The sequence below is a fragment of the Photobacterium sp. WH24 genome (assembly GCF_019204055.1).
GTDB classification, from domain to species: Bacteria; Pseudomonadota; Gammaproteobacteria; order Enterobacterales; family Vibrionaceae; genus Photobacterium; species Photobacterium arenosum.
In genome coordinates, this window is sequence record NZ_JAGSOZ010000006.1 from 137,474 (window position 1) to 163,495 (window position 26,022).

The window sequence follows — 26,022 nt, forward strand, 5'->3', positions numbered from 1 at the left end:
TTTAGGCCTCGCTGCCGTCTGGGACAAACACGTAACCCAGCCCCCAGACGGTCTGAATATAACGCGGACGGCTCGGATCTTCTTCAATCATGCGGCGAAGACGCGAGATCTGTACGTCAATTGAACGCTCCATCGCCGAGTATTCGCGGCCGCGGGCCATGTTCATCAGCTTATCGCGTGACATCGGCTCGCGGGCGTTGGTCACTAAGGCTTTGAGCACCGCAAATTCACCGGAGGTCAGCGGCATGGCTTCCTCCCCGCGGAACATTTCCCGGGTACCCAGATTGAGGCGAAACTCACCAAAGGTGATGATTTTACCTTCCACACTCGGCGCGCCAGGTGCTTCGACCGTCTGACGACGCAATACTGCACGGATACGGGCCAGCAATTCGCGCGGATTAAACGGCTTGGGCAGGTAATCATCGGCGCCGACTTCCAGACCGACAATCCGGTCGACTTCGTCGCCCTTGGCCGTCAACATCAGGATAGGCAGCATATTGTTGGCATTGCGCAGACGACGGCAGATAGACAGGCCATCTTCGCCCGGCAACATCAGATCCAATACCATCAGGTGGAAATTCTCACGGGCCAGCAGGCGATCCATTTGCTCGCCATTGGCTACACTACGCACCTGGAATCCCTGCTCAGACAGGTAACGCTCCAGCAAGGCACGCAGGCGCATGTCGTCATCAACCACTAAAATCTTGAAATTGTCTTGCATCGTTCCACCTTATGCTTCGAACTCTGGATGTCGCCGAGGTGCTATTTTACGCGACCGCTGCCTGTTGTGACTGAAACAGTGAGCAAATGATCACCTTGAAATTGTTACCGAGTGTGTCCCCACCCCCGGCATGCCTTTAGATCTTAGTCTGTTACGTAAGTTATCGTATTGATGAACCAGACTTTATCACCCTCTGGCGTGCGTACTACCACTTCATCATCCACTTCTTTTTTCAGCAGCGCCCGCGCCATCGGCGAATCGATAGAAATGTAATCCCTGCGGCCGAAAATTTCGTCATAGCCGACAATGCGGAATTTTTTGCTGTCACCGGCTTCGTTTTCCACCTCGACCCAGGCACCGAAAAACACCTTGCCTTCCTGCACCGGGGAATAATCGACAATTTTCACTTTCTCTAACGTTTTGCGCAGGTAACGCACCCGGCGGTCAATTTCACGCAGACGCTTTTTATTATACTGATAATCAGCATTCTCCGAGCGATCGCCCAGACTGGCCGCCCAGGTGACTTTCCTGGTGACTTCCGGCCGCTCTTCCTGCCACAGAAAATCCAGCTCCTGCTTGAGCCGGTTATACCCTTCCCGGGTGATCAAAGGGGTTCTCATTGCGTCTGTCTCTGCTTACTGGTAATGGCTTGATTATACGATGTTGTAAGGCCTGACGGCGAGTTGTTCGCATGCTCCGGACGGCACCAAGATCACACCTGTCCGCACGGCTGGCAAACTCCTGACATTTTGCCGGTGCAAGAACGCTGACGGCCAGGCGGAATTGTGGTTAGATGGTCGGCCTGAGACAAACTGTATCCAAAGGAATTCTATGACCACGAGTATCCATCACCTGATTGCGTCTGAACTGAATGTCAAAACGCAGCAGGTTGCCGCAGCCGTGGCGCTACTCGATGACGGTAACACCGTCCCCTTTATTGCCCGTTACCGTAAAGAAGTGACCGACGGGCTGGACGATACCCAGCTGCGTAATCTGGAGTCCCGCCTGGGCTACCTGCGTGAGCTGGAAGACCGCCGTCAGGTGATCCTCAAATCCATTACCGAGCAGGACAAGTTGACGCCTGAGCTGAAAGCTGAAATCTTATCAGCCGACAGCAAAACCCGGCTCGAAGATCTGTACCTGCCTTATAAACCCAAGCGCCGCACCAAGGGCCAGATTGCGATTGAAGCCGGTCTGGAGCCGCTGGCCGATCTGCTGTGGTCACAACCGGACAACGATCCGGACATCGCTGCTGCCAGCTATGTGTCTGCCGACAAAGGTGTCGCCGATAGCAAAGCGGCACTGGACGGTGCCCGCGCTATTTTAATGGAGCGCTTTGCCGAAGACGCGGCGCTGCTGGATAAAATCCGCCGCCACCTGCAGGGCAATGCCGAGCTGACCGCCCGCGTGGTAGAGGGTAAAGAGCAGGAAGGCGCCAAGTTCAAAGACTACTTCGAGCACAACGAGAAACTGACCCAGGTGCCGTCACACCGTGCGCTGGCGATGTTCCGCGGCCGTAACGAAGGGGTGCTGCAACTGGCGCTCAACGCTGATCCGAATCAGGAAGAAGGCGTGCGCGGCTCTTACTGTGAAGTCATTATTGCCGATCACTATGGCGTGAACCTGGGCGCAAAACCGGCGGACAGCTGGCGTAAACAGGTGATCAGCTGGGCATGGCGCATCAAGATTCTGATGCACATGGAAACCGAACTGATGGCGGCACTGCGCGAGAAAGCTGAAGACGGCGCGATGCAGGTGTTTGCCGACAATCTGAACGATCTGCTGATGGCCGCCCCTGCCGGCCCGCGCATGACACTGGCGCTCGATCCGGGCCTGCGTACCGGCTGTAAAGTGGCCGTCGTCGACAGCACAGGTAAGCTGGTCGATACCGCTACCATTTATCCGCACCAGCCACAGAAACAGGTGGCCCAGTCCGCCGCCACTGTGCTGGCACTGCTGAAAAAACATAACGTTGATCTGATTGCGATCGGTAACGGCACTGCTTCACGTGAAACCGACAGTTTCGTGGCAAAGCTGCTGAAAGACAACAACCTGAAGATTCAGAGCGTGATGGTCAGCGAAGCCGGGGCCTCGGTGTACTCGGCCTCTGAGCTGGCCGCCAACGAGTTCCCGAACCTGGATGTGTCGCTGCGCGGCGCGGTTTCCATCGGACGTCGCCTGCAGGATCCGCTGGCCGAGCTGGTGAAAATCGATCCCAAATCCATCGGTGTCGGCCAGTATCAGCACGATGTCAGCCAGAGCAATCTGGCCAAGCGTCTGGACGCGGTGGTGGAAGACTGTGTTAACGCCGTGGGTGTCGATGTCAACACCGCCTCACCGGCCCTGCTGACCCGCGTGGCCGGTCTGTCGCCGGCGATTGCCAGCAATATCGTGGCTTACCGTGACGAGCACGGCCGCTTTGATGCCCGCACCACACTGAAGAAAGTGTCGCGTCTTGGCCCCAAAGCCTTTGAGCAGTGCGCCGGTTTCCTGCGGATCATGAACGGTAAGAACCCGCTGGATGCTTCCGCCGTCCACCCGGAATCCTATGATGTGGTCAAAGCCATCGCAGCGAAAAACGGCAAGCCGCTCGATGCCCTGATCGGAAACAGTGAGTTCCTGCGCGGTCTGAAAGCAGCCGACTACACCACGGACGAAGTCGGCCTGCCGACCGTCACCGACATCATTCGCGAGCTGGACAAGCCAGGCCGCGACCCGCGCCCTGAGTTCAAAACCGCCACCTTTGCCGAAGGCATTCACGAAGTGAAAGATCTGGTGCCGGGCATGGTATTGGAAGGGGTGATCACCAATGTGACCAACTTCGGCGCCTTTGCCGATATCGGTGTTCATCAGGACGGTCTGGTCCACATTTCGGCGCTGTCGGACAAATTCATCTCCGATCCGCGCGAAGTGGTCAAAGCCGGCGATGTGGTGAAAGTCAAAGTGATGGAAGTGGACTTGCAGCGCAAACGTATTGCCCTGTCGATGCGCCTGAGCGACGAGCCGGGCCAGGAAGCCAGCCACAAACCGCAGGGCGGCCAGCGTCAGGGCGAGCAAACACGCCGGGCGCCTCGTCAGCAGCGTGACAGTCAGCCGGACAACAACGCCATGGGCGGTGCCTTTGCCGCGGCGTTTGCCAAAGCCAAGAAGTAATCCTCAGCCATAAAACAATAAAGGTGGGTTTGACCCGCCTTTTTTGTCTTTCACTTATAAAAATAATCAATCAGACAATTTTCAGCATTTCGGTGGGCGGATTCGGCACTGTGGCCTGGGCATACTTGTAGCGGATCACGCTGCGGATACGTTCCATTTTGCTGATCTGGGCCAGCTCTTCAAGCAGCGCCCTTGGCAAGCGGATGTGCATGCTGTAACCCAGCTCGCTGACATCTTTCATATAACTGTCTGCCGACAGTGCCAGCACCAGTTGTTCAAATTCCTGCTGATAGCCGTAGCTTTTTTGCTGGGCGGCATCCAGCGAAGCGTAATCCGGATGTTCACTGGGATCCCAGCCTGGCCGCCGCATTTGTTTGTCATCGCCTTTGAGCGAAGGCTCGCTGCCAGAGGGGAGACTGGCACTGGCCGGGCGCACTTTTTCACGGATCTTGTTATCGCGCGCAGCCTGCTCCGTCATCGGATTTACCGATGGCGCCAGTGTCGGTATACCGGCATTCAGGGGCGACACTATCATCTTCAGGCGACTCCTACAGTGAGCCACAGGCTCTACGCTGACGCACCCGAGCAACGGCTGTAGTGCGCCTCATGAATAACTGCAAAAATGGCAGAAACCTCTGCCGCTACACTTTGATTATCGGCCACTCAAGGTTTTACTTTAATATTTCTGTGGATTCTGTCGCCAGGGCTGCCGAGGCATTACCTTCAATAAACACCTGTAATGACTGCAGAAAGTCCTGCGGGTGGGAAATAAAGGGCGCATGGGAGGCTTGCGGAAAAACCACTTTCTCTGACTGCGGTGCCAGCTTGTCCATATCACTGGCAACTTTGACCGGCACCAGCCCGTCAAGCCGGCCATAGAGACGCAACCAGGGCTGTTGGATCTGTCCCAGCTGCTGGCGCAAATCCACCTCCGCCAGCATGTCCAGACCGGCAGCCAGCGCGTCCGGTGACGGCTGGGGACGCGACAGCACGGCCTGCTTGAGTAACCGGATGTCCTGCCGTGCACTCGGACTGCCCATCGCCTGCAGCGCCATGAAGCGCTCAACCGTCAGGCTGAAATCGTCACTGAGCTGTTGCTGGAAATCACTCAGTACCTGAGGCCTGATGCCGCGCCAGCTATCCATCGCGGCAAAACGCGGTGAACTGGCCACAGTGATCAGCTTGCTGACCCGCTCAGGCGCCTGCAGCGCCGCCTGCTTGGCGATCAGTCCGCCCAGCGACCAGCCCAGCCAGACCGCTCGTGCCGGCGCGCTAGCCAGTAAGGCGTCCGCCATCGCTTCAACAGACTGCGCCTTGACACCGGCACTGTAACCATAGCCCGGCATGTCAACAACATGCACCCGGTATTGTTCTTCCAGCTGCGGCACCAGATGCTGCCAGACAGCGCCATTCATGCCCCAGCCATGAATGAGAACCAGATCGGAACCCTGAGCCAGGTCCTGACCAAATGCTTGCCAGTAGACAGATGCCGTCATGTACACTTCCTTCACTTCAAACCGGATGGCAAGGATGTTATCCCCTGTGGCTGTAAGATCAATCTTTCGTTGGCCAAACCAGCGATGCGCCTTGTGCCGTTTACCGCTGCGTGACGGTGATCACTACTGGTGTCAGCATTGCCTGGCCAGCCTGCCTCGGCCGCCTTATTGCCAGCGCTGCGGAGCCACCACACTGGAGCCCGTCAGCCATTGCGGCCACTGCCTGCGTCAGCCGCCGCCCTGGGATCGGCTGGTGCGCCTCGGAGAATATGGCTTTCCGCTCAACCGGCTGGTTCAGCAATACAAATTTCAGGGTAAATTCTGGCTCAGCCAGCCACTGGCCGGTTTGTTAGCCGAGCAGATGACAGAACCTGCCCCGCTGCTGCTGCCTGTACCGCTGCATCCCTGGCGCCGGCTGATCCGCGGATTCAATCAAAGTGCGCTGCTGGCTGATGCACTGGCGGAGATCACAGGTGGCGATACCGATCACCAGGCACTGCGCCGGACCCAATCGGCCCGCCCGCAGCATCAGCTGTCGAGAAAAGCCCGCCTGCAGAATCTCAAGCAGGCATTTATACTTAACAAAAGAGTGTGGCCGGAGCACGTGGCTATCGTCGACGATGTGGTGACCACAGGCAGTACCGTTTCCGTGTTGTCTCAGCTGCTCAGGAAGCAGCACGTCGCCCGGATCGATGTCTACTGCCTGGCCTTTACACCGCATTATCGCTGATCGGTGACGGTTCATTTTGACTGTTCAAAAAAACCACACAAGATTCAGGGGTGCGAGTTCTTCCGCCAAAGAGTAGAATAGGTTTAACGCTTACTAAGTCAGGTATTACGTCGTGTCTATGATTACTATTTCAGAAAATGCACAGCAGCATTTCGTTAAGCTGCTGGCCCAGCAGCCGGAAGGCACTAACATCCGTGTCTTCGTGGTCAATCCGGGTACCCCAAATGCTGAGTGCGGCGTGTCTTATTGCCCGCCGGAAGCCGTAGAAGCCAGTGACACCGAAATTATGCTCGGTATGTTCTCGGCTTATGTTGATGAGCTGAGCCTGCCCTTTCTGGCCGACGCTGAGATTGATTTTGTCACCGACAAAATGGGTTCACAGCTGACACTGAAAGCGCCCAATGCCAAAGTACGCAAAGTGTCAGACGATGCGCCACTGATGGAGCGCGTGGATTATATGATTCAGACCCAGGTCAACCCTCAGCTTGCCGGTCACGGCGGCCATGTGTCCCTGTCTGAAATCACTGAAGATGGCGTTGCTATTTTGCAGTTCGGCGGCGGCTGTAACGGCTGCTCAATGGTGGATGTGACCCTCAAAGAAGGGATTGAAAAGCAGCTGCTGGCCGAGTTTGAAGGCGAGCTGAAAGGTGTTCGCGACGTGACTGAACACGCCCGCGGTGATCATTCTTACTACTGATTTATGCCCGTGCGGGATCTCATCCCTACTCTCGCGCACCGGGTAAATCACATAAAAAAAGCCGCTTTCGCGGCTTTTTTCATTCTTGTCTGTGCTTAATGCCTATCAGGATAATCAGGCTTTCGTGCGATTATTCGGCTAGGTATTGTGCGATATCAGGCTTTTAAAACGGTGATAGTCACAGCGCGTCGGCCCCAGTTTTTAGCAGCCCGGACATCACGGCCCATGTAGATATCAATTTTCTTTGACCAGCGGTGATGCATCTTATCCAGCACCACATACTCACCAGGCAGGCCTGAGATTTTTACTTTAGAGCCGTGTTTGAGGCCCATTTTCAAAAGGTCTCGAGATACTGCGATTGCCTTCATTCCCGGCTTTAGTCTGTCTCCCCAGGCAGCAATTGACGGGCTGCTGTCGGTCTGGGCTGGCACGGAATTATACGCCGTTGCCGTCACTCGAACTTTGGCTCCCGGAGCCACTGCACTAGCATTAAAACACCACAGTAAACCCATAAAAAGCAATAAAAAAACACCGATTTTTTGTTTCATTTTCAACCTGCTCAACTCCAAAACAGGTCATATTTTAAACACTATCAATAAGAAAGGACAGGGTTATTGGCCCGTGTAGGTTTATTGAACAGCATAAAATATGATAACTATTTGTTAGAACAGGCCTCTTCAAGAAAAATATTTTTTTGCCATTGATACGCAAAAATAGCCGCTAGCAACAGCCCTCGCATGGCCAGAAAACCTAACATCGCCGCCCACAACGCATGATTGCCAAACTGGCTAAACAACTGCCATATCAGGAAGAAACTACAGGTCGCGATAAACATGCTGTTGCGCATTTCTTTGCCTCGGGTCGCGCCGATAAAAATGCCATCCAACAGAAAGCACCACATCGCCACCAGAGGCACGGCAGCCAGCCAGGGCAGATAACGACTTGCTTCGCGCTGCACCGCTGGGATATCCGAGATCAGGGCAATAATCGCATCCCCGAACAGCGTGAAGGCCAGTGTCATCAGCAAAGCAATCACTACACTCCACAAAGTGGTGCTGATCAGCGTCCTGCTCAGGGCTTCGCGGTTTCTGGCGCCTATGGCTTTGCCCACCATAGCTTCCATGGCATAGGCAAAGCCGTCCATACCGTAAGACACCAGCATCAGGAAACTCATCAGCACCGCATTGGCCGCCACCACGTTATCCCCCAGGCTGGCCCCCTGAAACGTCATGAAACTGAAAGCCAGCTGCAGGCACAAGCTGCGCAGGAAGATATCCCGGTTCAGGCGTAATAAGCGGACTATTCCTTGTCCGACTTTATTGAGCTGGCTACGCCAGGGCGGCAAATTCAGGGTTTTCCACTGACAGGCAACAAAATACAGCCCCAGTACCATGCCGCTGTATTCAGCGATCACAGAGGCGGCGGCCGCACCGGCCACCTGCCAGCCCAGTCCCAGCACAAACAGGACATCGAGCAGGATATTAATGCTGTTGGTGATGATCAGCAGCCACATCGGCAGCCGGGCATTCTGACTGCCCAGCAGCCAGCCCATGATGACAAAATTAGCCAGGGCCGCCGGCGCCCCCCAGATACGAATCGAGTAATACTGATCCGCATAGGTTTTTACAGCATCGCTGGCGTCGCTGACGGAAAATACCGCATCCGCTATCAGGCCATGGCTGAGGATAAGAAGCGCCGCCAGCCCCCAGGCCAGGGCTATCCCCTGCAGTAGTACAGTCGCCTGCGAAGACTTGTTACTTGCGCCGTACGCCTGCGCGCACAGCCCTGTTGTTGCCATACGCAAAAAACCGAGCAACCAGAAGGTCACGCTGATCATGGTGCCGCCGACAGCCACGCCACCCAGATACCAGGCATGCTCAAGATGGCCGATCACAGCCGCATCCACCAGCCCCAGCAAAGGGACAGTGATGTTGGACAGCACCATAGGAAGCGCCAGGGCAAAGACCTGGCGGTGGAGGGAGATATCTTTTAATGCGGCCAGCACAGTTCCAACCTTATGATTCACACGCTTAAGCCGCACAGTGTAACAGCAGGATCCATGACTGCCAGCTGTTAGCATAAATCTGCCTGTGTTAGGCCAGCAGTATTCCCAGCCAGTGGTCAGCCAGTAACACTACAAACAGTCCCAGCAGGTGCCAGATAGAGAACTTGAACGTGGCCCAGGCATGGCCAGGTTCATCGGCAAACTTGAGCTTAACCGCGTACCCGACAAAGCCCAGATTCAGCACCAGACTGCCCGCCAGATACAGCGCACCACTCATGCCTGTCAGCCAGGGCAACAGACCGATCAGCGTCAGAATCAGAGTATAGAGCAGTACCATGGTCTTGGTGAAGGCAATCCCGTGCGTCACCGGCAGCATAGGAATATCGGCTTTGGCATAATCATCGCGGCGATGTATCGCCAGCGCCCAGAAATGCGGTGGTGTCCAGGCGAACACCAGCATCACCAGCAACAGCGCATGAGGATCAAACTGGCCGGTTACTGCCGCCCAGCCAAGCAATGGCGGCGCGGCGCCGGCCAGACCACCGATAACAATATTCTGCGGCGTCGCGTGCTTTAACCACAGGGTATACACCAGTGCGTAACCCACCAGACTGGCCAGCGTCAGCCAGGCGGTCAGCGGATTCAGCTGCCACAGCAAGGCAAAGCCCACTATCATCAGCACAGTGGCAAAAATCACCGCATTGACAGTCGGCACCCGCCCACGCGCCAAGGGCCTGTGATGAGTGCGGGCCATCTTGGCGTCTAATTGCCGATCAAGCACGTGATTAAAGGCCGCCGCAGACGCCGACTGCAAGCCGATCCCCAGCAAACCCAGCACTACGGCTTTGACGGGCGGGATCCCCGGGACTGCCAGACACATGCCCACCAGCGCCGTCAGCAGTAACATCGCCACGACTTTTGGCTTGGTCATCATCAGATAATCGCGCCCCAGCTGTTGCCAGCTTCGGCCTGAATACGCTATCTGGCGTTGTTCCAGTGACTGTGATTTCGCCATGTCGCCTACCTCCCTGAATTAGCCTGACTTGGGTGTCATTCGGCCAAAATGCGTTTGCCTTCCATGTGTTCCTGCCTGCACCTGAATCAGTGCATGGCGGACCGTTTTCACTCGCGGTATAGAAGCAGCCCGGCTGACATTCACCGCAGCCCGAGCCATAAACAACGCCCAGTTCGCCGCCAGTACGCTGAGCAGTAAACCTAATCCCCCCAGGTTATGCGCCACAGCCACTGGCAGTGGCAGGCTGGCCAGTACATTCGTCACGCCCAGCGCGATCTGCACAGAGAGCAGCGCCAGTATCAGCGCGGCGTAGCGCCGCCAGCCGATATGCCACAGCCGCCAGGCAAGCAGCAGGATCACCAGGGTGGTCAGCATGGCGCCGATACGGTGCGCGGCATGAATAGACACCCGCTGGTCAAAATTGAGCACGCCATACTGATAAGTTTGAAAACCCGGCTGCCAGGGCTCAAACGCCCTGATATCAAATTTACTTACCCAGTCCACTTCGCAAACAGGCAGCTGAGTGCAGACCACAGCGGCATAGTTGGCTGCCGTCCAGCCGCCCAGTGCAATCTGCACTGCCACCACTATCAGCCCGGCTACGGCTAAGCGCCGGACACTGACTAACGCAGGAGAGGAAGCAACCGCTGTCGCAGGCCGCTTTCTGTGTCTCAGCAGCATCCGCAACCAGAGCACCAGTAACAGGCTGGCTGTGGTAAAGCCGCCCAGCAGGTGACCCATCACTATCACCGGCTTGAGCGACATGGTCACGGTCCACATACCCAGCAACGCCTGAAACACCACCAGCCCCAGCAACACCAGAGGTAAGCGGCGTGGTCTGTCACCACGGCGACGGGCCAGGACATTCAAAGCGACTATCAGCAACCCGAGCGCACCGGCCATGTAACGATGGATCATTTCATTCCAGGCTTTATGCACTTCCACCGGGTGATCCGGAAAAGCCTGTTGAGCCAGTGCATGCTGATCGTCAGTTTTGGGAACTGTCATGAAACCATAGCAGCCGGGCCAGTCCGGGCAGCCAAGCCCGGCTTCTGTCAGCCGGGTATACGCCCCCAGGGCTATCACAGCAACGGATAATAAGAGAGTCAGTCCAACCAGCCAGGTAAAGCGCCGGTCGGCCTGCCGGTAACGGGAAGAAGCCATTGATAACATCGCCACTCCTTAGCGCATGCGGTTTGCAACATCAGCCTATTTTGGAAACCTTGAGTAAACGTTTGAGATCCCTCAGCATGTCCTTACCCTGAGCCAGCACCTGCGTCTGCCCTTCCACCAGAGGATAAGCCAGCATGACGTTGCCCTGCGGATCTGAGATATAAATGGCCTGGGCACCGAATTCCAACGCACGGATCTGAGCAAGGACAGGCTCCGGTGCGGCCAGTACTGTACTGCCGCCGGCCTGCACATGCTCTGCAGCAGGCAAGCCTGTATCCCCCTGACCTGAGATCAGCACCAGGCTGGCAATACGCTCCTGTTCGGCGCCCATGGCCTGAGGCACCTGACGCAAATTAAACAAGGCGCCCTGACAGCGGGTATCACACTCTGCCGGCAGCAGATACACCAACTGCCATTTGCCACGCATCCCCAGCCAGTCGGTCACCACAGGCTGCTCCAGTAACTGTCCCCGATTGATGGCTCCCCCCTGATACCAGTGGTTGTCCAGCACCAGCTTGGCCACCACCACAGGCAGCACAAACAACAGTAACAACAACACTAAATTGATGTGTTTTCTCATCCCTGACTCCTGTTTCTCAGTACCTACTGCGTTCTCAGTGCGTACTGCGTTTCAGCCACCACCAGGCCAGCCCGGCGACGGCCAGCGCCAGCAGAAACCACTGCACGGCATAGGCATAATGCTTTTCCGGCCCCATCACTACGGCCTGCCAGTTCTGCTTGAGCGCCAGTGGGTCATCCGCCGCTATCTGTATGACCCAGTCAGGCAAGGGCAATCCCGTTGCACCTGCCAGTTCTGCTGGCTTGATATTTTGCACCCGCCTTGGCCAGCCACTTTCTGTCCCTGCCTCGCTCAGTTCAGGAAGCTGAGTTGAGGGTGCAATCATGCCCGTCAGCATGACCTGGCCATGAAATTCGGGTAACACAGGCAGCTCATCCCGGTATTGCGGTGCAGGCAACCAGCCTAAATTCACCAGTACCCAGGCGCCGTTTTCCGTCCGGAACGGGTAAAACAGGTGATAACCCGGCCGGCCGCGATCCAGCTGGTTATCCAGTAAAATCGCTTTGCTGTGATCATATTCGCCGCTTAACCTGACCCGGTACCACAAAGGATCATCCGGCAGGCTGGCGACACTGTAGAACGTCTGCTCTCCCCTGAGCTTCAGCGCTGCTGTCAGCGTTTCTTTTTCCTGTCCCCGTGAGATCTGCCACATTCCCAGCTTGACCAACACCGACAGGACCACCAAAGTAAAAAGAATAAAACCTGTCCGTCTCATCGCGTCCTGTGCCTCATCCCTGACGCCCTGATTCAGCCAACCACGGAGCTATCATGTTGCTGAAAATCCTGATTGTCTGCCTGCTGTTCTTTATCTTGTTTAACTTATTCCGTGCCTTGCCAGTGATGCTGAAAGGCAAGCAAAGCAAACCTATGTCTCACTACCTTGGCCGGCGCGTGCTGTTTTCTGTCCTGCTGTTTGCCCTGTTGTTGCTGGCACTGGCAACGGGTCTTATCGAGCCGCATCCCCGGCCGTTCTGATGCCCTCTGGCATCAGAGAATATAGACAAAGACAAACAACCCCAGCCACACCACGTCAACGAAGTGCCAGTACCAGGCTCCGGCCTGAAAGGCAAAATGGTGCTCTGGTGAAAAGTGCCCTTTCAACACCCTAAGCCAGACGATAAAGAGAATAAGAGTACCCAGAGTCACGTGCAGGCCGTGAAAGCCGGTCAGCATAAAGAAGGTATTGCCGTAGACCCCGGCATCTAACGTCAGATCCATGTCTTGATAGGCATGGATATATTCGACACCCTGCAGGTACACGAACAAGCTACCCAGCAGCACAGTTAACAGCAGATAAAGGGTCAGGCGCGGGCGGTTGCCTTTTTCCAGCGCCACATGGGCAAAGTGTACCGTCACAGAAGAGGTCAGCAGAATTAAGGTATTGTAGAGCGGCAGACCAAGCGGTCCCATGGCCTGGGTTTCCGTACCGCCAGGTGTCATGATCAACGGCCACTGTGCGACAAACTCCGGCCACAGCACTTCGTGTGTCATGGCGTTATTACTCGCCCCACCCAGCCAGGGCACGGCTATCATCCGGGCGTAAAACAGCGCCCCGAAAAAGGCGGCAAAAAACATCACTTCTGAGAAAATGAACCAGCTCATGCCCTGACGAAAGGAGCGGTCCATCTGTGAGCTGTACAGGCCGGTCATTGATTCGCGGATCACATCGCGGAACCAGCCCACCAGCATGATCAGCAGCAAACCCACCCCGCTCATCAAAATCCAGGGACCATTGCCGCCGAACAGTCCACCGACGGTGGCACCGGCGCCCATGGCTATCAAAAATAACGCCACTGCACCCACTATCGGCCAGGCGCTGGCCGCCGGCACATAATAATGCTCATGGGAAGGCTTCAGGGACTGTTCATGTTCTGTGTACGGATTCGCCATGGTCGACCTCATTGCGTTTGCGCCGCAGGTTCCGGCTGAGCGTTAAACAAGGTATAAGCCAGTGTCAGTGTATTGATATCCTCAGGCAGTTTGGGATCAATATAGAAGAGCAAAGGCAGCTCTGCTGACGCTCCGGCAGCCAGTGGCTGACGGTTAAAGCAAAAACATTCAATCTTGTTAAAATACTGCGCCCCCAGCCCCGGAGAAACGGACGGTACCGCCTGGCCCACTGTGGCGGTCTGAGTCAGGTTCTGGGCCGAATACAGCACTTTGTAGGTTTCGCCCGGATGCACCACCAGCTTGGTCACTTCCGGTTCGAATCGCCAGGCCATGCCGGGATTGATATAGGCCATAAATTCCACAGTAACGGTTCGCTTGTCGTCTACCTGTTCACTGGCAATGGCGGCCTGGTTGGATGTTTTGCCATTGATGCCAGTAACTTCACAAAACACGTCATAGAGAGGCACCAGCGCAAAGGCGAAGCCAAACATCCCCAGTGACAGTAAAATCAGGCTCAGTAACGACTTCTTCTTACCTTTTTCCTTATCGGTGTCAGCCATATCGCCCCCTTAGTCCACCTTAGGTGGCGTGGAGAAAGTATGATGAGGCGCCGGAGAAGGTACTGTCCATTCCAGCCCTTCAGCGCCATCCCAGGGTTTCGCGCCTGCCGGTTCCCCGCCACGCACACACTTCACGACGACCGCCAGGAAAATCAGCTGCGACAGACCAAACAGAAAGCCGCCAATACTGACGATGGCGTTCACATCGGCAAATTGCAGCGCATAATCCGGAATGCGGCGCGGCATGCCTGCCAGTCCCAGGAAATGCATAGGGAAGAACAGAATATTGACGGAAATCACTGAGCACCAGAAATGCCATTTCGCCAGGCGTTCATCGAACATATGCCCCGTCCATTTAGGCAGCCAGTAATAAGCCGCGGCCATGATGGAGAAGATCGCGCCAGACACCAGTACGTAGTGGAAATGAGCCACCACAAAATAGGTATCGTGATACTGGAAATCTGCCGGGGTGATTGCCAGCATCAGGCCGGAGAACCCGCCTATGGTAAAGAGGACAATAAAGGCGATGGCAAACAGCATAGGCACTTCAAAGGTCAGTGAACCTCGCCACATGGTAGCCACCCAGTTAAACACTTTTACCCCGGTCGGCACGGATATCAGCATGGTGCAGTACATGAAAAACAGCTCGGCAGCCACCGGCATCCCTGTGGTAAACATATGGTGTGCCCACACCAGGAAACTCAAACCGGCAATAGACGCCGTTGCGTATACCATGGAACTGTAGCCAAACAGCCTTTTGCGCGAAAACGCCGGAATAATCGCGGAAACAATACCGAAACTCGGCAAAATCATGATGTACACTTCCGGGTGACCGAAGAACCAGAAGATATGCTGGAACATCACAGGATCCCCGCCACCGGCGGCATCAAAGAAACTGGTGCCGAAGTATTTGTCAGTCAGTACCATAGTGACCGCTCCCGCCAGCACCGGCATCACAGCAATCAGCAGAAACGCCGTGATCAACCAGGTCCAGACAAACAGCGGCATTTTCATGTACGTCATGCCAGGCGCACGCAAGTTCATGATAGTGACTATGACGTTGATAGCCCCCATGATGGAACTGATACCCATGATATGAATAGAGAAGACAAACAGGCCAGTACTCTGCGGACTGTAAGTCGTCGAGAGCGGCGCATAGAACGTCCAGCCAAAGTTCGGGCCGCCGCCTTCCATAAACAGCGACCCCAGCAGCATGGCGAAGGCAAACGGCAGAATCCAGAAGCTCCAGTTATTCATCCGCGGCAGCGCCATGTCCGGCGCCCCTATCATCAGTGGCACCATCCAGTTAGCCAGCCCGGTAAACGCAGGCATCACGGCACCAAAGACCATGATCAGACCGTGCACTGTGGTCATCTGATTAAAAAAGTTAGGATCCACCAGTTGCAAGCCAGGCTGGAACAATTCTGCCCGGATCACCATCGCCATCGCCCCACCGACCAGGAACATAGTGAAGCTGAAAATCAGGTACAGGCTCCCGATATCCTTATGGTTAGTAGTAAACAGCCAGCGCTTGATACCACTTTGATGATGATGTGTATCATGCTCCGTATGACTGGCCTCTTCCACTGCCTGTTCACGCATCATGTCCGTCATGCCCTGTTACTCCCTAAAGCTGTTCGCCCTTAAGAATTGCCTGTACTTCTGCTGCCTGAACCATATCGCCGGTATTGTTACCCCAGGCATTACGCTCATAGGTAATCACAGATGCCAGCTCCTTCAGGCTCAGTTGCGGGCCGAACGCCTGCATTGCCGTACCGTTACGTCCGTGGACCACAATGCTGATGTGTTCCAGTTTTTTAGCCGGATCAACCGAAATCCCTGTTCCGGCCAGTGCCGGAAACGCGCCCGGCAAACCCTGACCATTGGCCTGGTGACACACAGCACAGCGGGTGTTATAGACTGTCTCGCCCATCGCCATCAGCTCATCCATGGGCATTTGCATATCCAGCAGACGCAGCTCTTCAGCTTTCGCCTCCCGCTGGGCGGTTTTGGTGACTTGCAGCCATTCCTCAAAATCGGCCTGCGGCTTGGCTATTACCACAATCGGCATAAAACCGTGATCCTTGCCGCACAGCTCAGCACATTGCCCGCGGTAGATACCCGGCTTATCAATCTTGGTCCAGGCTTCGTTAATGAAACCAGGATTGGCGTCTTTCTTGACGGCAAACGCGGGCACCCACCAGGAATGAATCACATCCTGTGAGGTCATCAGAAAGCGGATTTTCTGCCCGACAGGCACCACCAGCGGATGATCCACTTCCAGCAGGTAGTTATCGCGCTTTTGCCGTTCATTGTTAATTTGCGCCTGAGAGGTGGCTAAGTTGGAGTAAAACTCAACATCTTCGCCGAAATAGCGATAATGCCACTTCCACTGTGAACCGGTTATCTGAATAGTGATATCCGATTGCGAGGTATCTTCCATCGCCAGCAGGGTTTTGGTCGCCGGAATGGCCATTACGATCAGAATGACAAAAGGAATCAGGGTCCAGAGCAGTTCAACCCGGGTACTTTCATGAAAGGAAGCCGCCACAGCACCCCGCGACTTTCTGTGATGAATAATGGCCCAGAACATCACGCCGAATACCACGATACCAATCGCGACACAGATATAAAAAATCGTCATGTGCAGTGAATAGACCTGCTGACTGACCCCGGTAACCCCCTGGGTCATATTCAGCGGCATCGACTGGGTTTCTGCCCATGCAGGCAAACTCAACAAGCCCAACAATCCATAAAACAATGGCCGCATCATTCCGTGGCTCCCTCCCTCAGTCACCCTGACAGTCAAGTGTCAGCGAACGTCCCGCGCCGGAGACAGCAAACACCTGTCTCAGCCAGGATTCCCTCTAATCAGCGCAAAATAGCTATAACAGCTTGTTTACATTTAACTTAGGACAGATTTGCCAGAATGAACAAAATTTTGAGTAAGAAATAGTCAACGCCCACAAGAAATGGGCGCTGGTAGACATAAGCGGGCAGAATGAGAAAAGGTCGGGCTTAAAAACGAAGGTGCGACACCACAGGTGTCAATCTGTGACCGAACGAAGGTAAGTGCGACAGCCAACGCTGCCAGGGGCGCCAGCGCGGACAAGGCACAGTGAGTGGCGAGTGGCTGGATACTTGCTCTGCCCAGGGCAGCCATTGCAGCAACTGGCGGACAGGATCTTCAAAACCATGAGCATAATCCTGTGTCCCTAATTTATGGCCCAGACCGCTGTCACAGCGATCGCCGGCCAGCACGAGGCACAATTCCAGTTGATTGAAATGACAACCAATCCGCTGGACAAATTTCGCCACTTCCTGCGCAGAAATCTGCAACAACGCCTGATCACAAACCAACATAACAGGTGAAGAAAAAGCGGTTGGCAGCTGAGATAACCAGTTCAGATCCGTTACAGAGCCCGGCCGCATCCGATACCGCTCACTGGCGTGAAACAACTTTTGCCGCCACAGCAGGTTCTCATTGCAGTCCAGCTCCAGCCAGCGGCACCGGCCATTATCCAGCCGGTAGAAGCGGGTATCCAGCCCTGCTCCGACATTGATGACATGGCCATTAGGAAAACGGCGCAGAAAATGCTGTACCCGCTGATCCACCAACAGGGTCAAGGTCGCGTGCAGCAACTGGTGTTGATCAACATTACCGGCCAGGCAATCGGGGGCCAGATGACACTGCCGGCAAGCCGCTGCGGCTAAGGGGTCATAAATCAAACCACCGTCAGCCAGACTCTCGCGACTACGCAGCCAGAGCGGCTGCAAGAGTGCAGCCGGAATATGATAGCGGGCAGATTTAGTCATTGTCGTCATCGTCTACAAGGTGATACCTTGATGATAATGACTATCATTAACTATTGCAAAGAAATCGTCGGTTCTTTACACGCAATCAGACCTCAGCCCCAGTCGCCGTTACGGATAACACCCACGGCAATGCCTTCAATGGTCAGGTGCTGCTGGGTCAGATCCACCACAATCGGTGCAAACGCCTCGTTTTCGGCATGCAAATACACCTGAGACCCTTTCTTTTCAAGACGCTTAACCGTCACATCATCATCAACACGGGCAACAACCACCTGGCCGTTACGGACATCCTGGGTTTTATGCACCGCCAGCAAATCGCCATCCATAATCCCTATGTCTTTCATGCTCATGCCATTGACACGCAGCAGGAAATCAGCCTGCGGCTTAAACATTGACGGGTCAACATCGTAATGGGTTTCAACATGTTCCTGAGCCAGAATCGGCTCACCGGCGGCAACACGCCCGATGAGCGGCAGACCACGTTCCTGTGCATCCTCGTCATTCACCAGCAGGCGAATACCGCGTGATGCACCCGGTACGATTTCAATCACCTGCTTACGGGCCAGCGCTTTTAAATGTTCCTCTGCCGCGTTGGCAGATCGGAACCCCAGTTCACGGGCAATTTCCGCCCGAGTCGGCGGCATGCCGGCGACTTCAATTTTTGCTTTGATCAAATCAAAGACTTCTTGTTGGCGTGGCGTTAACGGCTTCATGACATACCCTGTCTTTTTATACAGTTCACTGTGAGTATATCCAGTGTTCATTGTTTTGAAAAGACTATATTCAATGAAATGCTGGCTTGGCTGACCCTGCCACAACGCCAGCGAACAAAATTTTACTCTTTGCTATCCTGTATCGTATTTTTCGCAGCAATACCCGGCGCGTTTTCTGCTATCCTTGCCACGCATTAAGATTTCGAGGCTAGTTATAAACATGTCAAGTTGGCAGAAATTTTCGCAAAGTCTTCTGAATTTGCCGCTTTCTTTACTGGTTAAGACCCGTACAATCCCGTCCGATCCTGTTTCTGAACTGGAACTGGATCTCGACCGCCCTATTATCTACACCTTGCCTTTCAGCTCGCAGACCGATCTGCTGACCCTGAGTGCAGCGACCCAGGCCGTCGGGCTGCCCGATCCGCTGGAGCCTGTTGTCATCAATGGCCAGATGTTCCCCCGCTATGTCTTCGTCGCCAACAGCCCGAGTATTTTCGGCAGTGACGGCCAGCTACCGGCCAAATCCTTAACCCTGTTTACCGATTTGCTGGCGGCCCATAAAGCCGATCCACAACTGGATGTTCAACTGCTGCCCGCTTCGATACTGTGGGGCCGCAAACCCGGCACTGAAGGTGAGCAAAAACCGATACTGAAAGCCTTAAATGGTCCGGAAAAATGCTTCGCCGTACTGGCGCAGGGCCGGGATTGTATGGTCCGCCTCAGCCCGACCATGTCGTTACGCTTTATGGCCGACAAGCACGGGACAGATAACGCCATTGCCAATAAGCTGGCCCGGGTGGCTAAGATCCATTTCTCCCGCCAGAAGCTGGCGGCTGCCGGCCCTCGTCTGCCGCAGCGTCAGGCACTGTTTAACCGCCTGCTGGCCTCCAAAGCGATAGAAAAAGTGGTCCGCGAGGAAGCGGAAAGCCGCGATGTGCCTTTAGAAAAAGTGCGCAAAGAAGCCATTGATATGATGGAAGAAATTGCGGCCGATTTTTCCTACAGCCTGGTTCGTCACGGTGACCGTTTCCTGAGCTGGTTGTGGAACCGTCTTTATAAAGGGATCAATGTCAGCAATGCCCAGCGGGTCCGCCAATTAGCGCAGGACGGCCATGAAATTGTCTATGTCCCCTGTCACCGCAGTCATATGGATTACCTGCTGCTGTCTTACGTGCTCTATCAGGAAGGCATGGTACCACCACACATTGCGGCAGGTATTAACCTGAACTTTTTCCCGGCCGGGCCGATTTTCCGCCGCGGCGGCGCGTTCTTTATCCGCCGCAGCTTTAAAGGCAACCGCCTCTATTCAACAGTATTTCGCGAATATCTCGGTGAGCTGTTTGCCAAAGGTTACTCGGTGGAATATTTCAGTGAAGGCGGCCGCTCCCGTACCGGTCGCTTGCTGGCACCGAAAACCGGCATGCTGTCGATGACTATTCAGGCCATGCTGCGCGGCCTCAACCGCCCGGTCACTCTGGTGCCTGTGTATATTGGTTACGAGCACGTGATGGAAGTGGCCACTTACGCCAAAGAGCTGCGTGGCAAGCGAAAAGAAAAAGAAAGCTTGGGTCAGGTATTGCGCACCCTGCGTAAATTGCGCAATTTCGGACAGGGTTACGTCAACTTCGGTGAGCCTATCCCGCTGAATCAGTACCTGAACGAGCAGGTGCCAGACTGGCGTCAGCATATCGACCCGATTGAACCTGCCCGCCCGCAGTGGCTCAACCCTGTGGTCAACAACCTGGCCGATAAGATGATGACCCACATCAACGATGCAGCAGCAACCAACGGCCTGACTCTCTGTGCGCTGGCATTGCTGGCCTCTCGCCAGCGCGCACTGAGCCGTGAAGAGCTGGAGCAACAGATTGACTGTTACCTTCAGCTGCTCCATAACACGCCGTATTCGTCGGACTGTACTCAGCCGTCAGACACAGCGGCTGAGCTGGTTGAGAATGCCATCAGCATGGATAAGTTCATGGTTGAGCGTGACAGCCTGGGAGAGATAGTGTCGCTGGATCGGCAGCAGTCACTGCTGATGACCTATTACCGCAATAACATCATCCACCTGTTTGCGCTGCCTTCGCTGATAGCCCACATAGTCGTTTCACACCAGCGCCTGAGCCGGGCCGAAATGCATCGTCAGATCAGCCTGCTGTATCCGTTTTTGAAGGCCGAGCTGTACCTGCGGTTTGACTGGGCGGACTTACCGGAAGCGCTTGATGCCCTGATTGATGAGCTGATCCGGCAGCGGCTGATCCTGAGTGACGGCAATGAGTTGTCGCTTAACAGTGTCCGTATCGGCCCGCTTCAGTTACTGGGCAATACCATTACCGAAACCTTGCAGCGCTACGCCATTGCCCTGACGCTGCTGCGCAGTGAACCTCAGCTGATGAAGAGCGATCTGGAACAGCAAAGCCAGATGATGGCACAGCGCCTAAGCCGTCTTCACGGTATTAATGCGCCTGAATTCTTCGATAAGGGCGTCTTCTCTGCGATGGTCAAAACCCTGCGTCAGGAAGGCTATCTGAATCAGGACAACCATGCGGTCTCACGTCCGGTGGCCACCCTGGCCGATTTACTGGCCGATTTGGTTTCTCCGGAAGTGAAGCTGACCATTCAGGCAGTCATGAACCGGGAAGAGAAAAAAGAGCCGGGGCCGGATTCAGCGGATAAATAGTCCACCCGCTTAAAACAGCAAACGCCCGCTAGATGCGGGCGTTTTTACAACCGGAGCGGAATCATCACCTCAGAGCATTAAGCCAGCGGCCATACCCAGCCACACCAGCATCCCCACATAGTTATTGTTGAGAAAAGCCTTAAAACAGGGTTCGCGCTCCCTGCCGCGAATCAGCATCTGCTGATAAACAAACAGCGCCGCCGCACCCAGCAGACTCCAGTAGTACAGCTGAGATAACCCCATCTGCATACCCACCACAATCAGTAGCCCTAATGTGCCCAGCTGCAGCAGGCCGATAATGCGCTTGTCATTGCGGCCAAACAGAATGGCGGTGGATTTGATGCCGATTTTTAAATCATCATCCCTGTCGACCATGGCGTACTGGGTATCATAGGCAATGGTCCAGAGTATATTGGCGACAAACAGCATCCAGGCCACAGGCGGTAAAGCGCCAGACTGCGCGGCATACGCCATTGGAATGGCCCAGCCGAAGGCCATGCCCAGCACCAGCTGCGGCAGATGGGTATAGCGCTTCATAAACGGATAAGCCGCCGCCAGCAGCAGACCAACTACAGACAGCTGGATAGTCAGAGTATTCATGGTCAGTACTAACGCAAATGACACTAACGCCAACAAGGCAAAAAAGCCCAGCGCTTCGCGCTCGCTGATCAAACCGGAAGGCAGAGGACGCTGCGCGGTACGCTTCACATGGCCGTCAAAATGCCGGTCTGCGTAATCATTGATGACACAGCCCGCCGCCCGCATCGAAAAAACCCCGAGCACGAACACCGCCAGCACCTTGAAATCCGGCATGCCATCCGCGGCCAGAAACAAGGCCCACAAGGTTGGCCACATCAATAACAAACTGCCAATCGGGCGATCCATACGCGCTAACTGCCAGAATGCCCTTGCCTTGGTCATCTCCAAACCTTCACTCTCCTACTTTTGTGCGTAATGGGCGGCTTTCTCGCTGCCCGATACCGCCGGTAATGTGCCGCTGAATAGCGCTGTTATCCTGATAAACCGGAGCGGGTGCCAGAAACAGCTCAGCCACCAGCATCGGCTTTTCCTTTACCCACAGGCGAGAGCGACGCGCCCACAATACATCGTCATTAACAGTAAGGCGGGCCAGCTGCAGGGCGTCACGGCGCGCACTCTGATCGGTAAACACCCGGTAACCCAGGGGCGACTCTCCCAGCCGGGCAATGTCCTGCTCTTCACCCGTCATGGTCGGCACAGGGATCAGCGTACGGCCAAACACCCAGGGCACACCGTCGCCATGTAAGAGTACGATACGCTCCAGGCAATCCACTGGCCCCAGCATCGCCTTCTCATCAGGCTGTAAGCTGCTGGCTTTGATCGGCTCCTGCGCCAGCAGAAGCACACTGAACTGATGACAATAACGGGCAAAACGGCGTGACAACGAGCCATTTTCCTGCAACCAGCTTTGCAGTTGCGGCTGATTGAGGTGTATGTTTTCTGTCAGTTGCCAGTCGGCATTGTCCAGAGCGGACTGATATATCTGCTTGAATTTCGACATCTTCCCAATTCAATTCCTAGAAAGGGTGATAGAATGTGGCCAATTGATAACACTGAATGATGCCCTATTGTAGCAAGCCGTCACGGACAGGAATATCATTCCTCGCCAAAGTAGGCACTTGGGTAACAGATTTTTCCCTGATACAGATGGATAGCAAGATGAAATCTCTACTCCTGACATTGGCGATGGTGCTGATTACCCTGACTCAGCCTGCGCTGGCACAATCTGCGCCGGCAAAGACCCCTGAATACAGTTATTTCACCCTGACGCCGGATATCACCACTAACTATATCACCCAAAGTAAAAAGCTGGGTTATCTGCGCCTGCAGATCGATCTCATGGTCTCCGACCCGGACTATATCCCTCTGGTTGAACACCATGCGCCGCTTATCCGTGACGCCATTATCCAAATCATTGGCGAACAGCCGGAAGTGAAAATCAAGTCTCTGGCCGGTCGCGAAGCCATACGCCAGCAATGCCTGGACAAAGTGAATGACCTGCTGATAGCAGAGACCAACCAAAAGCTATTAACTGAGCTGCTGTTCACCAAATATCTGTACCAGTAACCCCAGCAAAACACTCAACACCGCCATAACCTGTGGTTTAGAGGTTACAAAAAAAGCGCCCGGTGGGCGCTTTGGTCTTTTTCCCGTATTTCATTACAGTGTATCAGGCTGCAGCATGCGCCTTGGCATGTTGCGAAGCAATATACTCTGCCACCGCCTGTTGCTGCTCACTACTCAGATACAGCCCCAGTTTGCTGCGCCGCCACAGAGCATCGTCTGCGCTGACAACGAACTCACGGCTCATCAGGTAATCGAGTTCTCTGGCGTAAAAACCTTCGCCAAAATGCTGCCCCATTTCCGCTTCGCTGCTGACACCTTCCAGTATCCGCCAGCTCATTATCCCGTAATTCGTTGCCATGCGATCTGCGGTAAATGTGCTCATCCAGCTAAAACGGTGGCGTAGATCAGCACTGAGACGCTCACGGTCAAAATCCGCCTCGCCGCCGGGCAGGCAGGCTTGCGCCGTCCAGGCCGGTCCCATGTCCGGGAAGAAAGGTGCCAGCTTGCGCAGTGCCGATTCCGCCAGCTTGCGATAGGTGGTCAGCTTACCGCCAAACACAGACAGCAAGGGCGGCTGAGAGCCTTCCTGTTCCAGTTCCAGGGTGTAATCACGGGTCACGGCTTGCGGTGAGTCTGATTCATCATCACACAGCGGACGGACACCGGAGTAAGTCCAGACCACATCCTGACGCTGCAGCTTGTGCTTAAAGTGATCGTTGTACACGTTGAGCAGGTAGCGGATTTCGTCGTCATCAATCGCCACCTTACGCGGGTCACCGTGATATTCCACATCTGTGGTACCAACAATGGAGAATCTGTCCAGATACGGAATCACAAATACGATTCGATTATCTTCGTTTTGCAGAATGTAGGCCTGAGGCTCATCGTGCACGCGCGGTACCACTATGTGCGAACCTTTGATCAGGCGAATATTGCGTGGCGACGGGGTATCCAGGCTGGTGTCATAAAAGGTTTTCACCCAAGGGCCGGCCGCGTTCACCAGTGCATGCGAGCGACGGATGAAACGCTCGCCGGTCTGACTATCGAGCACAGTCACTTGCCACAGCTCGCCGTCACGCTCGGCCTTTTCAACACGACAGCGGTTACGGACTTCACCGCCACGGGCCGCAGTTTCCATCGCATTCAAGATAACCAGACGGGCATCATCGACCCAGCAGTCTGAATATTCAAAGCCGCGGGTAATTTCAGGCACCAGGGCGGAATCCGCGCCAAAGCGTAATCCTTCACTGGCTGGCAGCGTGGTGCGTTTTCCTAAGTGATCATACAAAAACAAGCCAGCCCGAATCATCCAGGCAGGACGCAGGTGCGGCCGGTGCGGCAGGCGAAAACGCATTGGCCGGGCAATATGCGGGATCTTGCGCAGCAGAACTTCTCGCTCTGCCAGGGCTTCGCCAACCAGACGAAACTCGTAATGCTCAAGATAGCGCAGACCCCCGTGGATCAGCTTTGAACTGGCAGACGACGTCGCAGATGCAAAATCATCGGCTTCAAACAATGCCACTTTCAATCCGCGACCTGCGGCATCTGCGGCAATACCCGCGCCGTTAATGCCACCCCCTACGACGATAATATCCAGAATCTCATTTGCTGCTGTCATGCCTTTCACCTGTGCCTTAACTGCGCTGCGCTCTTACCGAATGCATTTCCTCTCTGCTTATATTAGGACATGCATTCGAAAGTGTTCACTTTGTATAAATGTTCGATATCGCTCAATATAGCCAATTGGAAAGCGAATATCATCCTTTTTATGCTCGAAAAATGACACTGATATGATCATACGCACAAAAAAAGCTGCCTTATCAGGCAGCTTTCCGAGAATGTGCAGGCAGATTAATGCTCGCCGCGACCGTTATGAGCGAAAACGCTCATAACCAGATCTGTCAGTCGATTATGATTTCGAGATGGGTATCCAGCTCTGCCATCCGCTTGGCCAGCGGCTCTGGTGGTGTTTTATTGGTGAACAGCATATCAATCTGGCTGATATCACCCAGATTCACCATGGCATTGCGGCCGAATTTCGTGTGATCGACACCCAGCATGACACAGCGGCTGTTTTCTATAATGGCTTGTTTTACCCGTACTTCGTGATAATCGAAATCCAGCAGGGAGCCATCGAGATCAATGCCGCTGATCCCTATGATGCCAAAATCCAGACGGAACTGAGAGATGAAATCCAGGGTCGCTTCGCCCACTATGCCGCCGTCACGATTACGCACTTCACCACCGGCCAGAATCACCCGGAAATCATCTTTCCCGGTCAGAATACCGGCCACGTTCAGGTTATTGGTCACGATCCGCAAATCTGAGTGGTCCAGCAAGGCGCGTGCAACCGCTTCCGGCGTGGTTCCTATATCAATGAACAGCGTGGCGCCGTCGGGGATATGCTTGACCATCGCCTGCGCGATACGATCTTTCTCGGCCAGTTGCATCACTTTACGGGTTGTGTAGGAGGTGTTGACCGAGCTGGACGGCACAGTCGCCCCGCCGTGATGGCGCCGGATTTTATTCTCTTCGGCCAGCTCATTGAGATCCCTGCGGATTGTTTGCGGGCTGACGTTAAAACGGGCAACCAGGTCATCGGTACTGACATAGCCCTGAGTTTTCACGAGATCTATGATCTCCTGATGACGTTTGCTTTGCTTCACTGCTGTTACTGCTCCTGATTGACG

At 54.8% G+C, this 26,022-nt stretch carries 26 protein-coding genes; 6 read left to right on the top strand and 20 right to left on the bottom strand.

What is annotated here, in order from left to right; all coding sequences use genetic code 11:
• Position 1 precedes the first annotated feature (1 nt).
• Positions 2 to 721 (bottom strand): two-component system response regulator OmpR, encoded by a 720-nt coding sequence (gene ompR / locus KCG43_RS09455; RefSeq protein ID WP_027250541.1) that lies wholly within the window; start codon positions 719 to 721, stop codon positions 2 to 4.
• A gap of 143 nt (positions 722 to 864) precedes the next feature.
• Positions 865 to 1,341, bottom strand: a complete 477-nt coding sequence (gene greB / locus KCG43_RS09460) for a transcription elongation factor GreB (RefSeq protein ID WP_027250540.1) — start codon at positions 1,339 to 1,341, stop codon at positions 865 to 867.
• Positions 1,342 to 1,552: 211 nt separating this feature from the next.
• Between greB and KCG43_RS09465 the strand changes: the two genes are divergently transcribed.
• Entirely contained in the window at positions 1,553 to 3,874 is a 2,322-nt protein-coding gene (locus KCG43_RS09465) for a Tex family protein (protein ID WP_218384494.1), read from the top strand.
• 70 nt (positions 3,875 to 3,944) lie between these two features.
• On the opposite strand, the gene KCG43_RS09470 is transcribed toward KCG43_RS09465, so the two are convergent.
• Together KCG43_RS09470 and bioH are read right to left on the bottom strand one after the other, a co-directional pair.
• Positions 3,945 to 4,409, bottom strand: a complete 465-nt coding sequence (locus tag KCG43_RS09470) for a hypothetical protein (RefSeq protein WP_027250538.1) — start codon at positions 4,407 to 4,409, stop codon at positions 3,945 to 3,947.
• A gap of 136 nt (positions 4,410 to 4,545) precedes the next feature.
• Complete coding sequence (gene bioH / locus KCG43_RS09475; RefSeq protein ID WP_192016015.1) at positions 4,546 to 5,370, bottom strand: pimeloyl-ACP methyl ester esterase BioH; 825 nt, start codon at positions 5,368 to 5,370, stop codon at positions 4,546 to 4,548.
• 46 nt (positions 5,371 to 5,416) lie between these two features.
• Here bioH and KCG43_RS09480 point away from each other — a divergent pair, with 46 nt between their 5' ends.
• Both KCG43_RS09480 and nfuA read left to right on the top strand, forming a co-directional pair.
• Positions 5,417 to 6,100: a ComF family protein gene (locus KCG43_RS09480; protein WP_336510272.1), complete on the top strand. Its 684-nt coding sequence runs from the start codon at positions 5,417 to 5,419 to the stop codon at positions 6,098 to 6,100.
• A 118-nt stretch (positions 6,101 to 6,218) separates the two neighbouring features.
• A complete protein-coding gene (nfuA, locus tag KCG43_RS09485; protein ID WP_218384611.1) occupies positions 6,219 to 6,797 on the top strand; it encodes a Fe-S biogenesis protein NfuA in 579 nt (192 codons plus the stop codon).
• A gap of 155 nt (positions 6,798 to 6,952) precedes the next feature.
• Here the strand turns inward: nfuA and KCG43_RS09490 are convergent, their stop codons facing one another.
• From KCG43_RS09490 to KCG43_RS09515, 6 genes are all read right to left on the bottom strand, one after another.
• Complete coding sequence (locus KCG43_RS09490; RefSeq protein ID WP_192016017.1) at positions 6,953 to 7,345, bottom strand: 3D domain-containing protein; 393 nt, start codon at positions 7,343 to 7,345, stop codon at positions 6,953 to 6,955.
• Positions 7,346 to 7,452: 107 nt separating this feature from the next.
• Positions 7,453 to 8,802, bottom strand: coding sequence for an MATE family efflux transporter DinF (gene dinF / locus KCG43_RS09495; RefSeq protein WP_218384612.1), 1,350 nt, complete (start codon positions 8,800 to 8,802; stop codon positions 7,453 to 7,455).
• A gap of 88 nt (positions 8,803 to 8,890) precedes the next feature.
• Positions 8,891 to 9,817: a heme o synthase gene (gene cyoE, locus KCG43_RS09500; RefSeq protein WP_192016018.1), complete on the bottom strand. Its 927-nt coding sequence runs from the start codon at positions 9,815 to 9,817 to the stop codon at positions 8,891 to 8,893.
• Between the two features lie 18 nt (positions 9,818 to 9,835).
• Complete coding sequence (locus tag KCG43_RS09505; RefSeq protein ID WP_255557912.1) at positions 9,836 to 10,990, bottom strand: heme A synthase; 1,155 nt, start codon at positions 10,988 to 10,990, stop codon at positions 9,836 to 9,838.
• Between the two features lie 31 nt (positions 10,991 to 11,021).
• A complete protein-coding gene (locus KCG43_RS09510) occupies positions 11,022 to 11,570 on the bottom strand; it encodes a cytochrome oxidase (protein WP_218384496.1) in 549 nt (182 codons plus the stop codon).
• Between the two features lie 34 nt (positions 11,571 to 11,604).
• Complete coding sequence (locus KCG43_RS09515; protein WP_192016020.1) at positions 11,605 to 12,285, bottom strand: SURF1 family protein; 681 nt, start codon at positions 12,283 to 12,285, stop codon at positions 11,605 to 11,607.
• A 53-nt stretch (positions 12,286 to 12,338) separates the two neighbouring features.
• Here KCG43_RS09515 and KCG43_RS09520 point away from each other — a divergent pair, with 53 nt between their 5' ends.
• Positions 12,339 to 12,545 carry a DUF2909 family protein gene (locus KCG43_RS09520; RefSeq protein ID WP_027250530.1) on the top strand — a complete coding sequence of 69 codons (207 nt, stop codon included), beginning with the start codon at positions 12,339 to 12,341 and terminating at the stop codon, positions 12,543 to 12,545.
• 12 nt (positions 12,546 to 12,557) lie between these two features.
• Here KCG43_RS09520 and KCG43_RS09525 read toward each other — a convergent pair whose 3' ends face one another.
• The 6 genes from KCG43_RS09525 to lexA all read right to left on the bottom strand — a co-directional run bounded on the left by KCG43_RS09525 (position 12,558) and on the right by lexA (position 18,549).
• On the bottom strand, positions 12,558 to 13,460 hold the full coding sequence (locus KCG43_RS09525) for a cytochrome c oxidase subunit 3 (protein ID WP_192016021.1): 903 nt from the start codon (positions 13,458 to 13,460) through the stop codon (positions 12,558 to 12,560).
• A gap of 8 nt (positions 13,461 to 13,468) precedes the next feature.
• A complete protein-coding gene (locus tag KCG43_RS09530; protein ID WP_192016022.1) occupies positions 13,469 to 14,020 on the bottom strand; it encodes a cytochrome c oxidase assembly protein in 552 nt (183 codons plus the stop codon).
• 9 nt (positions 14,021 to 14,029) lie between these two features.
• Entirely contained in the window at positions 14,030 to 15,634 is a 1,605-nt protein-coding gene (gene ctaD, locus KCG43_RS09535) for a cytochrome c oxidase subunit I (RefSeq protein WP_192016023.1), read from the bottom strand.
• 13 nt (positions 15,635 to 15,647) lie between these two features.
• On the bottom strand, positions 15,648 to 16,793 hold the full coding sequence (gene coxB, locus KCG43_RS09540; RefSeq protein WP_218384499.1) for a cytochrome c oxidase subunit II: 1,146 nt from the start codon (positions 16,791 to 16,793) through the stop codon (positions 15,648 to 15,650).
• A 245-nt stretch (positions 16,794 to 17,038) separates the two neighbouring features.
• Positions 17,039 to 17,836: a class I SAM-dependent methyltransferase gene (locus tag KCG43_RS09545; RefSeq protein WP_192016025.1), complete on the bottom strand. Its 798-nt coding sequence runs from the start codon at positions 17,834 to 17,836 to the stop codon at positions 17,039 to 17,041.
• A gap of 92 nt (positions 17,837 to 17,928) precedes the next feature.
• Positions 17,929 to 18,549, bottom strand: coding sequence for a transcriptional repressor LexA (lexA, locus tag KCG43_RS09550; protein WP_192016026.1), 621 nt, complete (start codon positions 18,547 to 18,549; stop codon positions 17,929 to 17,931).
• Between the two features lie 220 nt (positions 18,550 to 18,769).
• On the opposite strand from lexA, the gene plsB reads away from it, so the two are divergent.
• Positions 18,770 to 21,226, top strand: a complete 2,457-nt coding sequence (gene plsB, locus KCG43_RS09555; RefSeq protein WP_218384501.1) for a glycerol-3-phosphate 1-O-acyltransferase PlsB — start codon at positions 18,770 to 18,772, stop codon at positions 21,224 to 21,226.
• Positions 21,227 to 21,295: 69 nt separating this feature from the next.
• On the opposite strand, the gene ubiA is transcribed toward plsB, so the two are convergent.
• Both ubiA and KCG43_RS09565 read right to left on the bottom strand, forming a co-directional pair.
• Positions 21,296 to 22,153, bottom strand: a complete 858-nt coding sequence (ubiA, locus tag KCG43_RS09560; protein ID WP_218384503.1) for a 4-hydroxybenzoate octaprenyltransferase — start codon at positions 22,151 to 22,153, stop codon at positions 21,296 to 21,298.
• Between the two features lie 4 nt (positions 22,154 to 22,157).
• The gene (locus KCG43_RS09565; protein ID WP_192016029.1) at positions 22,158 to 22,766 is read right to left on the bottom strand and encodes a chorismate lyase; all 609 of its coding nucleotides are present in this window, start codon (positions 22,764 to 22,766) and stop codon (positions 22,158 to 22,160) included.
• Between the two features lie 158 nt (positions 22,767 to 22,924).
• Between KCG43_RS09565 and KCG43_RS09570 the strand changes: the two genes are divergently transcribed.
• Positions 22,925 to 23,332, top strand: a complete 408-nt coding sequence (locus tag KCG43_RS09570; RefSeq protein WP_218384505.1) for a flagellar basal body-associated protein FliL — start codon at positions 22,925 to 22,927, stop codon at positions 23,330 to 23,332.
• Positions 23,333 to 23,435: 103 nt separating this feature from the next.
• Here KCG43_RS09570 and glpD read toward each other — a convergent pair whose 3' ends face one another.
• Positions 23,436 to 24,950: a glycerol-3-phosphate dehydrogenase gene (gene glpD / locus KCG43_RS09575; RefSeq protein WP_218384507.1), complete on the bottom strand. Its 1,515-nt coding sequence runs from the start codon at positions 24,948 to 24,950 to the stop codon at positions 23,436 to 23,438.
• A gap of 283 nt (positions 24,951 to 25,233) precedes the next feature.
• Entirely contained in the window at positions 25,234 to 25,998 is a 765-nt protein-coding gene (locus KCG43_RS09580) for a DeoR/GlpR family transcriptional regulator (RefSeq protein ID WP_218384509.1), read from the bottom strand.
• Positions 25,999 to 26,022 lie beyond the last annotated feature (24 nt).

Bases quoted from the DNA above. Each gene is read 5' to 3' on its own strand.
- KCG43_RS09510 (WP_218384496.1), bottom strand. From the start codon at position 11,570: ATGAGAAAACACATCAATTTAGTGTTGTTGTTACTGTTGTTTGTGCTG.
- KCG43_RS09490 (WP_192016017.1), bottom strand. From the start codon at position 7,345: ATGAAACAAAAAATCGGTGTTTTTTTATTGCTTTTTATGGGTTTACTG.
- KCG43_RS09565 (WP_192016029.1), bottom strand. From the start codon at position 22,766: ATGTCGAAATTCAAGCAGATATATCAGTCCGCTCTGGACAATGCCGAC.
- lexA (WP_192016026.1), bottom strand. From the start codon at position 18,549: ATGAAGCCGTTAACGCCACGCCAACAAGAAGTCTTTGATTTGATCAAA.
- cyoE (WP_192016018.1), bottom strand. From the start codon at position 9,817: ATGGCGAAATCACAGTCACTGGAACAACGCCAGATAGCGTATTCAGGC.
- coxB (WP_218384499.1), bottom strand. From the start codon at position 16,793: ATGATGCGGCCATTGTTTTATGGATTGTTGGGCTTGTTGAGTTTGCCT.
- KCG43_RS09570 (WP_218384505.1), top strand. From the start codon at position 22,925: ATGAAATCTCTACTCCTGACATTGGCGATGGTGCTGATTACCCTGACT.
- KCG43_RS09530 (WP_192016022.1), bottom strand. From the start codon at position 14,020: ATGGCTGACACCGATAAGGAAAAAGGTAAGAAGAAGTCGTTACTGAGC.
- glpD (WP_218384507.1), bottom strand. From the start codon at position 24,950: ATGACAGCAGCAAATGAGATTCTGGATATTATCGTCGTAGGGGGTGGC.
- KCG43_RS09505 (WP_255557912.1), bottom strand. From the start codon at position 10,990: ATGTTATCAATGGCTTCTTCCCGTTACCGGCAGGCCGACCGGCGCTTT.
- KCG43_RS09525 (WP_192016021.1), bottom strand. From the start codon at position 13,460: ATGGCGAATCCGTACACAGAACATGAACAGTCCCTGAAGCCTTCCCAT.
- greB (WP_027250540.1), bottom strand. From the start codon at position 1,341: ATGAGAACCCCTTTGATCACCCGGGAAGGGTATAACCGGCTCAAGCAG.
- ompR (WP_027250541.1), bottom strand. From the start codon at position 721: ATGCAAGACAATTTCAAGATTTTAGTGGTTGATGACGACATGCGCCTG.
- KCG43_RS09515 (WP_192016020.1), bottom strand. From the start codon at position 12,285: ATGAGACGGACAGGTTTTATTCTTTTTACTTTGGTGGTCCTGTCGGTG.
- plsB (WP_218384501.1), top strand. From the start codon at position 18,770: ATGTCAAGTTGGCAGAAATTTTCGCAAAGTCTTCTGAATTTGCCGCTT.
- ctaD (WP_192016023.1), bottom strand. From the start codon at position 15,634: ATGACGGACATGATGCGTGAACAGGCAGTGGAAGAGGCCAGTCATACG.
- nfuA (WP_218384611.1), top strand. From the start codon at position 6,219: ATGATTACTATTTCAGAAAATGCACAGCAGCATTTCGTTAAGCTGCTG.
- KCG43_RS09465 (WP_218384494.1), top strand. From the start codon at position 1,553: ATGACCACGAGTATCCATCACCTGATTGCGTCTGAACTGAATGTCAAA.
- KCG43_RS09520 (WP_027250530.1), top strand. From the start codon at position 12,339: ATGTTGCTGAAAATCCTGATTGTCTGCCTGCTGTTCTTTATCTTGTTT.
- KCG43_RS09545 (WP_192016025.1), bottom strand. From the start codon at position 17,836: ATGACTAAATCTGCCCGCTATCATATTCCGGCTGCACTCTTGCAGCCG.
- bioH (WP_192016015.1), bottom strand. From the start codon at position 5,370: ATGACGGCATCTGTCTACTGGCAAGCATTTGGTCAGGACCTGGCTCAG.
- KCG43_RS09470 (WP_027250538.1), bottom strand. From the start codon at position 4,409: ATGATAGTGTCGCCCCTGAATGCCGGTATACCGACACTGGCGCCATCG.